Source organism: Mesorhizobium silamurunense (assembly GCF_014843825.1).
Taxonomy (GTDB): Bacteria; Pseudomonadota; Alphaproteobacteria; order Rhizobiales; family Rhizobiaceae; genus Mesorhizobium; species Mesorhizobium silamurunense.
On the sequence record NZ_JHQR01000280.1, the window covers coordinates 1 to 9865 of the forward strand.

Below are 9865 nucleotides of genomic sequence, written 5' to 3' on the forward strand. Positions count from 1 at the left end.
GGCAGCGCTTGCCGAGCCGGCGGAGCCAGCCGAGGCGGAAGCGTCTCCGTCGTGGCAGTCCAGGCTGGGCGAGATCGATGTCGACAAGGCGGCTGAAAAGCTGATCGCCTCGGGTGCCGCGCGCGCCATCTTCGTCTCCCCGGAAGGCGACGAGGCCGCCGCTACCGCCGTGCTGGTGGCGCGCGAAGTGTCGGATGCGGGCCTGCGCGTGCTGCTGCTCGATCTCACCGCCTCGGGCGCCGCCTCGCGTCCGATGCTGGACAGTGGGCTTTTCCCCGGCATCACCAATCTCCTCGCCTCCGAAGCGCAGTTCAGCGACGTCATCCACCCGGATCTCTACTCGGACGCCCATGTCGTTCCCGTGGGCACAGCCGATCCCGTCCGCGCCATGCGTGCCGCCGACCGACTGCCGATCATCATGCAGTCACTGACCACGGCTTACGACCTCGTCGTCGTCGAATGCGGCCCGGCCGATGCGCAAGGCATCAGCCGGCTTGTAGGCGACTGCACGGAAGTCTTCCTGTCGATGCTCGAAGCCGATGACGAGGTGACGCAGGCGGCGGTGAAGCTGATCGAGAACGGCTATCCGGACGTCACGCTGGTGACCCCGGTCGGCCATGAGCCGGGAAATCCATTGCCAGGGCGCCAGTCGGCTGCATAGGGCTGAGCGCGCCAATCGGGCTGGTCTGCACTGCCGCAGCGCTTGCTAAGAATCGCCCCGAGGTACCGGGGGAAGAGACCGAGACGGCGACGAATCGAGCACGGTTCAGTCGGTGCCGGGTGTGATAGTCGTCGGCTGCAAGAACCGAACCAGGACATTTCTCGGCAGATCGAGCACTTTACATCGGCAGCGGAGCACCTAGTTTTAGAGTTTCGCGCCGTGCACTTTCGTGCGGGGATGATCGAGAGCGGGACCGTGAACTCTAGGCCGGTCCCTCAAAAACTCCCAAAAGGATGGTTGCTATGACACAGGCCAAGAATGGCGACACTGTACGCATCAACTATACCGGACGTCTGACCGACGGCACGCAATTCGATTCTTCCGGCAGTGAACCGCTGCAATTCACACTAGGTGAAGGACAGGTAATTCCCGGCCTCGAAACCCATGTCGAGGGCATGGAGGTCGGCGCGAAAAGCACCGTCACCGTTCCCGCCGACGCCGCCTATGGCCCGCATCGTCCCGAAGCGGTCGTAACCATCGACCGCGCCAGCGTGCCGGAAAATATCAACGTCGATATCGGCGCCCAATTGCAGGCCCGCACCCGCGAAGGACGTGCCATGCAAGTAACGGTCATCGGTGTGGACGACGCCAGCGTCAAGCTCGACGGTAATCATCCGTTGGCCGGAAAGGATCTGGTATTCGACGTTGAACTGGTCGAGATCGTTCAGGCGGCGTAGCTGGAACTCGAACGACTGCTCAGGGTCATGTCAGAGCGCTGCTTGGAAAGCGTTCCCGAATGGCCCTCCGAGGGAAGGGCAAGAGATCGCGAACGTCAAGGCGCGCGATCGGTCAGAGCGCTGGCCCCTTCCTGCGCGGCGCAATGCGCGCAGCAGTAGATGATGTCGCCCTGCTCGACGCCATGCCCAATGATCCGCACACTGCAATGAGGGCACGTCGGCGCAAGCTTCTGGATCGCGCACTCGAAGCTGTCAAACGTATAGGTTTGCCCGTCCAGGCTAACTTGGAATACCTTGTCGTAGTCATTGCCGCATTGGTCGCACTTGGCCATGGCCGTTCTCCTTCTGAGTGCGAAAACCTCTCGGCACTCGATAGGTTCCGCCCAAGGACCTCAGGACGTCGGCCTGCTTGCCCGGTCAACCGGAGTTCGACGGCGATAGTGCGACTCTTTCCAGGCTAACCGTCGTCCTCGGCTGCAGGCGCGGCCGCCTGGCCGGCCGCTTTCCGGCGCAGCATCTTGGTCAGTTTCCAGACCGTTGGATTGTTCTTGATGAAGGCCTTTGCCCGGGCGCCGTGGCGGAGCCCCGTGGCCAGCGCCCGGCCCTTCAGCGTCAGCGGCGCCAGCACCTCGAAATGCTGGACCTCGATGTCGCACCAGAGCCGCTTGTAAGGTTCGTCGCCGACCGAGAAGTCGTAGACGTCGAACCCTTGCTCGCAGGCTTCCTGGATGTTGTCGAAGAACAGGAAGTCGCCGGGGCTAGTGAAGGCAAGATCGTCCTCGGCGATCGCCCCGAACTCGCAGATCAAGCGCTTGCCTGAGCGGCTGGAGCCGGTGACGGCGCGAATTTTCCCCGCTACCTCCAGTCCGTGCAGCAGGAAGGATGGCTTTTGCTCGGCAAGCGCGTCGGCGAACAACGCCCTGAAGAAGGCCCGCACGTCTCCATCGCCGAAGACGTTGGCTATGCCCATCTTGGCGAAGCGCACCTCCTTCATGTCGAAGAAAGCGTCGAGCAGCTTGTCGACTTCCTTGCGGCTTCGCGCCTCGATGCGGCCGAAGCTGCCGACAACCTCGAACTTGCGTGTCTGCGAGCGATGCTTCTTGCGCTTGCGCTTGCCGCTCGCGCGGATAAGCAGCGCATCGAACCCGCCGTCGAGATCGACCGCCAGCGCCAGGTTCGGGCTCGGGAAATTGGGCAGCGCGGCGAGCGGATTTGCGACGCCGTCGAGATCGGGCAGCAGCCGCTCCAGCGAAACGAGGTCGATGTCCGGCCGCGCCTTGGCGATTGCCGAGAACAAGGAGCGGATCGCCGGACCGTCGATGGCAGGCAGCGACCGCGGGTCGACCGCCGCGAAATTGCCGTTGGCGTGACGTCCGCCGGCGAAGCGAGCGATGCGGAAGGGGCGGCTTCGCACCACTTCCAGCGCCAGCGAAAGCGCCGGTCGACCTTCGACGTTCAGCGTGGCGACCACCATGTCGGCCTTGGTCTCGGCCGTCCAGTTGCGCATCCAGGACGCGCTCTGCGCCGGGGCAAACAGCGCCGAAGCGCAGAACTCCGCATAGCCGGTAAGATCGGCGCCGTCGCTCACCGCCGCCGTCAACCGGCCCTGGCTCGAGGCAGGCGCACGCGCCGGCGCTTCGTTGGCAGCGACCCGATTGCCGTCAAATGACGCGGCGGCGTCAACCATCCCTCAATCCTTAAGACGTATTGGTTGCAACCTGGGGTTCGCATAGGCGCAAGTCGTGCTTGAATGAGCCTAGGCGCAAAAGGTGAAGGAATGATCGACGGGGGCGAGGCGATCCGCAAACTGGCCTTGAACGTTGCCCGCTACACCGGCCTCGCTCCGCTGGCGAAGCCGTTTGTCGGCGGCATCGGCGCCATCCTGATGCTGCATCGCGTGACCGCGACGCCCGAGAAGCCGAACAGCGTCAACAGTCACCTCAACATCGCACCCGGCTTTCTCGATACCCTCATCGCCGACATGAAGGCGGGTGGCTATGCCTTCATCGGTCTCGACGAGGCGATCGAGCGGATAAGCTCAAGGGGCAAGGGCGGCCAATTCGCCGCCATCACCGCAGACGACGCCTATCGCGACAACATGACGGAAGCGCTGCCGGTTCTGGAGAAGCATCGCGCACCGATCACCATCTACGCCGCGCCAGGCCTCATCGACGGCACGGCCTACCTCTGGTGGGACGTGATCGAGGATATCGTCGACAGGAGCTCGCGTCTTCGACTGACGACGGCAAACGGCCCGACGGTGATCGACTGCTCCACGCAAGGCCGAAAGATTCAGGCCAATGCGCGCCTGACCGCCTGGCTGACCCTTGAAGTTCGCGAAGAAGAGCAGGGCGCCGCGCTGCGCGAATTGGCGCGCTCCAACGGTATCGAGCTTGGCACGGGCCGTCCCGGTACCCTGATGAGCTGGGACGAGATCCGCGCGATGGCGGCGCATCCTCTAGTGACGATCGGCGCGCATACCATCAATCACCGCAACCTCAAGCGGCTTTCCGAGGCGGACGCGCAGCACGAGATCGACGACGTCCGCCGCATTCTCAAGGAAAAGCTCGGGCGGGAGCCGCACCATTTCGCTTACCCATACGGCTATGCCAGCGCGGTCGGCTGCCGCGAGGTGGGTTTTGTCCGAGACGCCGGTTATGCCTCGGCGGTGACGACCCGGCACGGCGTGCTGAGAGCCGAGCATGCCGGCTTCCTGCACGCGCTACCGCGCATTTCCGTCAACGGCCGCTACCAGAGCGTCGCCCATATCCGCACGATGCTGTCGGGTCTGACAACGCCGCTCGCCAATGCCGGCAAGATGGTCGTCACGATCTAAGGCATTTCAGCTTTTCTGAGGCGGCTCGATGATCAGCCATTTGATGATGCCCATTGCCGGCAGCACCCAGAGCAGGCCGGTGAGCAGGAAGAACAGAAAATGCGCCAAGGAGCCGTATTCGGCGAGCCTGGTGACCGCGATGGCCGAAGCGATCAGCGCGTAGACGATGACCAGCGCCACCAGCAGGATGGTTCCGATCAGCTTTTTCAGGCGAATGGGCATGTCGCGGTCCCGTTGACCCGTCTCGCTTAGGCCGAACGGAAGGCTCGTGCAACCGTCTCCGGCCAGCGCGACGGCGTGCCGCGCTGTCCGGCCTTGCCAGCGAGGCGGTCATGGTCCACCAATCCCGCGATTTCAACTGCCGGGAAATTCCCATGGCTGCCATCATCGCCACGGCCCCATCCGCCGCCCGCGACCGCGATCTGCATAACCGCGCGCTGGTGCGCGGCTGGCTGTATTTCGTGCTGCTGGTGCTGCTTGCGCTGGTGTTGGTCGGCGGCGCCACCCGGCTTACCCATTCCGGCCTGTCGATCACCGAGTGGCAGCCGATCCACGGCGTCATCCCACCGCTCAACGACGCCGAGTGGCAGGAAGAATTCCAGCGCTACCAGCAGATCCCCCAATATACCGAGCTCAACAAGGGCATGAGCATCGAGGCGTTCAAGTCGATCTTCTGGTGGGAATGGGTGCACCGCATCCTCGCCCGCTGTGTCGGCGTCGTCTTAGCCCTGCCGCTCCTGTTCTTCTGGGCGACCCGTCGCATCGAACGCGGCCTCGGACCGAAACTGGTTGGCATCCTTCTGCTCGTCGGCCTGCAGGGCGCCATCGGCTGGTGGATGGTGGCTTCTGGGCTCGTCGACCGAGTCTCGGTCAGCCAGTATCGGCTGGCGACGCATCTGACGATCGCCGCCATGATCTTCACAGCGACCATGGTGGTCGCGCGGGGCCTTGCGCCGCATTCGGAGCCGGCCGCCGACCGCTCGACACAGCGGCTTGCCGGCTTCATCGTTCTTTTGGCCCTGATCCAGATCTATCTCGGCGGGTTGGTCGCCGGCCTCCACGCCGGTCTCTCCTACAACACCTGGCCACTGATGGACGGAAAGGTGATCCCGGCCGATCTCCTGCTGCTGAAACCCGCCTGGCTGAATTTCTTCGAGAATCCGAAGACGGTACAGTTCGTGCACCGGCTCGGCGCCTACACACTCTTTGTGGTGGCGCTCTGGCATATGGTCGCACCGTGGCGGCGCCAGCCCGGCACGACCCATACCCGCCGCGCCACGCTTCTGTTTTTGCTGGTGCTGGCGCAAGCCTTAATCGGCATCGGCACGCTCCTGATGCAGGTGCCGCTGCATATGGCGCTGACCCATCAGGGTTTCGCGCTGATCGTGCTCGGCTTTGCCGCCGCGCATTGGCGCGGCACCAAGGGTGCTTATTCGCTGCCTACCGAGATCGCCGTCAGAAGCTGAGGCGCACCTTGCGGATGGCTTCGGCAACTGAAAGCTCGCGCGCCTCGTCGACCGCATTGCCGTCCTCGCGATGCCAGGAGGCGGACAGGCAGCCATAGGCGATCGCATGGTCGAGGATCGCGCGCGGCGACTGTCCGTGCGTTTTTCCAAACACTTCGGCATATGCGCGACGCGGCGCGGATCGAGGCAGAGATCGTCGCGGTCGAGCGGATTGTAGAACATGTTCGCCGCATCGAAGCCGGGGTTGCCGAGCACGCCCTTGGGATCGATCGCCAGCCAGCCGCGCGGCCCGTACAGGATATTGTCGTGATGCAGGTCGCCATGCAGCGGCTTGACGTCATGCGGATCGGCAAGCAACCGCTCGGCGGTTGCCGCCGCTTCGACGTAAAGCGTGTCCCGGCCGGCGCCGCGGTCGGATTTGGCCGCCCGAAACAGGCTGATAAATCTTTCATGCAGCGGCTGCAGATCCGGCGGCGGAGTGTCTGTCGAAGGCGAAAGCAGCTTCGCCATCACCTCGGCCGCGATCGCGGTCGCGGCATCATCGCCATGCTCGGCGAGGTGCTGCGAGAGCAGCCGGTCGCCGGCATATTCGAGCAACATGCGATTGTCTTCGCGGCCGAGCAGGCGAACCGCGCCTTCGCCGCGCCGCCAGGCCAGAAAATGCTCGCCGCGCAACTCGTCCGCGACATCGTCGAACGGTTTCAGGTCCTTGACGATTGCCGGCGAGCCGTCCTCGCGCGTCACCTTCCAGATGCGGCTGGAGAAGGTCTCGGCAATGAGCTCGGGAGCGCTGACCTTCCAGCGCTCGGGGAACGCCTGCATTGTCGCTCAGTGCTTGATGCCGAGCATCAGGTCCAGGTTCTGCACGGCGGCGCCGGAAGCACCCTTGCCGAGATTGTCGTAGACGGCCAAGAGCAGCGCCTGCGCCCGCTCGTCATTGGCGAACACATAGACCTTCATCCGGTTGGTGCCGTTATAGACCTCCGGGTCGATCTCCGGCATGCGCTCCATATGCGTATAGGGCGCGACCTCGACCACGCCGCCGTCGATCGACGCGTAGTGGTCTGCGATCGCCGCATGAAGCTCCGCGCCCGTCGGCACGCGGTCGAGGCCGCCGAGTTGCAGCGGCACCACCGTGATCATGCCTTGCGCGAAATTGCCGACCGCCGGTTGCATGATCGGATCATGCGACAGCTTCGCATAGGTCCTGAGCTCCGGCACATGCTTGTGCTGCAGCGTCAGGCCATAGGGCAGGAATTCGGGCGCATCCTCGCCCTTGCCGACATAGTCCTCGATCATCGGCCGGCCGCCGCCGGAATAGCCGGAGATGCCGTTGACGGTGACTGGGAAGTCAGCGGGCAAGAGACCGGCGGAGACCAGCGGCCGCAGCGTCGCGATCGGGCCTTGCGGCCAGCAGCCGGGGTTGGCGATGCGTTTTGCGCTGGCGATCTTCTTCGCCTGATCCTTGTCCATTTCGGCGAAGCCATATTCCCAGCCTTCGGCCACGCGATGCGCGGTCGAGGCGTCGATCACCTTGGTCGTGTCGTTCTCGATCAGCGACACGCTCTCCTTGGCGGCGGCATCCGGCAGGCACAGGATCGCGACATCGGCGGCGTTGAGAAATTCGGCCCTGGCCGCGGCTTCCTTGCGGCGCTCGGCGGGAATGGAGATGATCTCCAGGTCGCCGCGGTCGGCCAGCAGCGCCCTGATCTGCAGGCCCGTCGTGCCATGCTCGCCGTCAATGAAGATTTTCGGTTTCATCGGTTACCAAATTCCCTGCGATTTCAAAGTTATATGCCCTGAGCGTTATGCATCACGGCATGAGTGCCGTTGTTCAGGTCCTCGAGCCGCGCCTTCCGTTCGGCAACCAGGCCAAGATAGTGCATGGCGATGATCGATCCGGCAATTGCCGTAATATCGGCATGATCGTAGGCCGGCGCAACCTCGACGACGTCGGCGCCGACGATATCGACCTGGCCGAGCTGGCGCAGCGTTGACAGCATCTTGGCGGAGGACGGGCCGCCGGCCACTGGCGTGCCGGTGCCGGGCGCGAAAGCCGGGTCGAGGCAGTCGATGTCGAAGGTGAGATAGGTCTTCCTGCCGCCGGTGCGCTCGACGATCGCATAGGCGATGTCGGAGGCGCGCATCTCCTCGACCTCATGGCCGTAGATGATCTTGATGCCGAACGTGTCCGGCGCATGCGTACGGATGCCGATCTGGATCGAGCGGTCGGGATCGATGATGCCTTCGTTCACCGCGCGGGCGACGAAGGAGCCATGGTCGATGCGCTTGCCGTCGTCCGGCCAGGTATCCTGGTGCGCGTCGAACTGCACCAGCGCCAGCGGCCCGTGGATCGCGGCATGCGCCTTGAGCAGCGGCCAGGTGACGAAATGATCGCCGCCGAGCGTCAAAAGGAAGGCGCCTGATTTCAGGATCTTGGCCGCCTCGCGCTCGATCGTGCCGGGTGTCTTCTGATGGTTGCCGCTGTCGAGCAGGCAGTCGCCATAGTCGACCACTGCGATCTGCTCGAACAGGTCGCGCGAGAACGGGTATTGCGGATCGTTGTCGAGGATCGCCGAGGCGCGGCGGATCGCCTGCGGCCCGAAGCGCGCGCCGGGACGATTGGTGACCGCGGCATCGAAGGGAATGCCCCACACGACGGCGTCCGCGCCCTTCACGTCCTTCGTATATTTGCGCCGCATGAACGACAGCGCGCCGGCATAGGTCGGCTCGAACGACGCGCCCGTCTTGGAACGGGCGGTGAAGGCGTGGTCGATCTCTTTGTTCGCCATTACGGGTCCTCGGTTGTCATCGGGCAGCCACAACTACAGAAGCGGCACGCAACATGCCAGTCACAGCTTGCGGAGACGGAATGGCGCTCAGTGAGTGCCACGGCAACACAGGATTTGTATCAATATGACCGAGGCCGCCTTGCTCAACCTCGCGCCCCCGCCGGCGGCGACCCGAACCGGAACGATGGCCGGCGAGCGCTTCCTGGTGCTCGATTCCTGGCGCGGTATCTGCGCGCTCTTGGTGGCGCTGTTCCATTTCCCGACCACCTCGATGATCTCGCAGAGCGCGTTTGTCGGCGGCTCCTATCTGTTCGTCGATTTCTTCTTCGTGCTTTCCGGCTTCGTCATCGCCAGCTCCTACGGCAGCCGGCTGAGCGGGCCGGATGAGCTTGCCCGTTTCGCGCTGGTGCGCTTTGGCCGCATCTACCCGCTGCATGTTTTGATACTTGCCGCATTCGTCGCTTTCGAGCTTGTGCGGCTTGCGCTCCCGGCCCTGCACGGAACGGGTGCCGCGCCCTTCACCGGCGGCTTCGACCTCAAAAGTCTCGTTGCCAATCTCTTCCTGCTGCAGGGCATGGGACTCGAAAATCATCTGAGCTGGAATGCGCCGAGCTGGAGCATTTCGGCCGAGTTCTTCACCTACCTGCTGTTTGCCGGCGTCGTCTTTGCGACCGGTCGGCGCGCCTGGATATGGTTCGTGGCCGCCGCTGTGACGGCGCCTTTCTTCCTGCTTGCTTTTTCGACCCGTCATATGGACGTGTCCTTCGATTTCGGCTTCATCCGCTGCCTTTACGGCTTCTCGCTCGGCGCGTTGCTCGCCTGGTTTCAGCACGATTCCATTGCAGAGGCGCGACAGGCGATGGTCGGCCAGGCAGGGCGCGTCGCCTGGACGCTGGCCGAGCTCGCGATGATCGCGGTGATCGGCATGTTCGTTTCGGTCGCCGGAACGAACGACGCCGGCATTGCGGCGCCCGTCGTCTTTGCGCTGGCGCTCTACCTCTTCGCTCATGAGGGCGGTTTGATCAGCGCCCTGCTCTCCAGCCGGCCGATGCTTCTGCTCGGCTCGCTCTCCTATTCGATCTACATGGTCCACATTTTCGTTCAGGCGCGCATGATCAATGTCGGCGGCCTGGTCGAGCGCAAGCTCGGGCTTGGCATCGTCGGCGACATGACCCTGCGCGGCGACCAGCTGACCGGCTTCGGCATTGGCTCGCCCTGGATCGGCTTCGCGGCTTTGATGGCGATGTTGATCGCCGTCGTCGTCACATCATGGTTCACCTGGCGCTTCGTCGAGATGCCGGCGCTGGCGTGGTTCCGCCGCCTTTCCAAACGGATTTGACCAAACAGCTAGGGTCAGGACTCATTGATCCAGA

9 protein-coding genes and 2 pseudogenes are annotated in these 9865 nt (G+C 63.9%); 5 read left to right on the plus strand and 6 right to left on the minus strand.

The genetic code is table 11. From position 1 onward, the window contains the following. Together DH10_RS29160 and DH10_RS29165 are read left to right on the plus strand one after the other, a co-directional pair. A pseudogene (locus DH10_RS29160) lies at positions 1-661 on the plus strand (GumC family protein); the annotation flags it as partial. Positions 662-963: 302 nt separating this feature from the next. Beyond that, complete coding sequence (locus tag DH10_RS29165) at positions 964-1398, plus strand: FKBP-type peptidyl-prolyl cis-trans isomerase (protein WP_192248372.1); 435 nt, start codon at positions 964-966, stop codon at positions 1396-1398. A gap of 95 nt (positions 1399-1493) precedes the next feature. Here the strand turns inward: DH10_RS29165 and DH10_RS29170 are convergent, their stop codons facing one another. Together DH10_RS29170 and DH10_RS29175 are read right to left on the minus strand one after the other, a co-directional pair. Beyond that, positions 1494-1730 carry a hypothetical protein gene (locus tag DH10_RS29170; RefSeq protein ID WP_192248369.1) on the minus strand — a complete coding sequence of 79 codons (237 nt, stop codon included), beginning with the start codon at positions 1728-1730 and terminating at the stop codon, positions 1494-1496. A 125-nt stretch (positions 1731-1855) separates the two neighbouring features. Continuing rightward, the gene (locus tag DH10_RS29175) at positions 1856-3085 is read right to left on the minus strand and encodes a GNAT family N-acetyltransferase (protein WP_192248366.1); all 1230 of its coding nucleotides are present in this window, start codon (positions 3083-3085) and stop codon (positions 1856-1858) included. Positions 3086-3175: 90 nt separating this feature from the next. Here DH10_RS29175 and DH10_RS29180 point away from each other — a divergent pair, with 90 nt between their 5' ends. Beyond that, positions 3176-4234 carry a polysaccharide deacetylase family protein gene (locus DH10_RS29180; RefSeq protein ID WP_192248363.1) on the plus strand — a complete coding sequence of 353 codons (1059 nt, stop codon included), beginning with the start codon at positions 3176-3178 and terminating at the stop codon, positions 4232-4234. Positions 4235-4240: 6 nt separating this feature from the next. Here DH10_RS29180 and DH10_RS29185 read toward each other — a convergent pair whose 3' ends face one another. After that, a complete protein-coding gene (locus DH10_RS29185; protein WP_192248361.1) occupies positions 4241-4456 on the minus strand; it encodes a DUF2842 domain-containing protein in 216 nt (71 codons plus the stop codon). Between the two features lie 152 nt (positions 4457-4608). Here DH10_RS29185 and DH10_RS29190 point away from each other — a divergent pair, with 152 nt between their 5' ends. Next, on the plus strand, positions 4609-5700 hold the full coding sequence (locus DH10_RS29190; protein ID WP_192248358.1) for a COX15/CtaA family protein: 1092 nt from the start codon (positions 4609-4611) through the stop codon (positions 5698-5700). On the opposite strand, the pseudogene DH10_RS29195 reads toward DH10_RS29190, so the two are convergent. The 3 genes and pseudogenes from DH10_RS29195 to speB form a co-directional block, all read right to left on the minus strand. Further along, a pseudogene (locus tag DH10_RS29195) lies at positions 5690-6522 on the minus strand (aminoglycoside phosphotransferase family protein). The gene DH10_RS29190 and the pseudogene DH10_RS29195 overlap by 11 nt on opposite strands. Before the next feature lie 6 nt (positions 6523-6528). Beyond that, entirely contained in the window at positions 6529-7461 is a 933-nt protein-coding gene (argC, locus tag DH10_RS29200; protein ID WP_192248355.1) for an N-acetyl-gamma-glutamyl-phosphate reductase, read from the minus strand. Between the two features lie 29 nt (positions 7462-7490). Next, the gene (speB, locus tag DH10_RS29205; protein ID WP_192248352.1) at positions 7491-8492 is read right to left on the minus strand and encodes an agmatinase; all 1002 of its coding nucleotides are present in this window, start codon (positions 8490-8492) and stop codon (positions 7491-7493) included. Between the two features lie 124 nt (positions 8493-8616). Here speB and DH10_RS29210 point away from each other — a divergent pair, with 124 nt between their 5' ends. Next, positions 8617-9831, plus strand: a complete 1215-nt coding sequence (locus tag DH10_RS29210) for an acyltransferase family protein (protein ID WP_192248350.1) — start codon at positions 8617-8619, stop codon at positions 9829-9831. Positions 9832-9865: the final 34 nt, after the last annotated feature.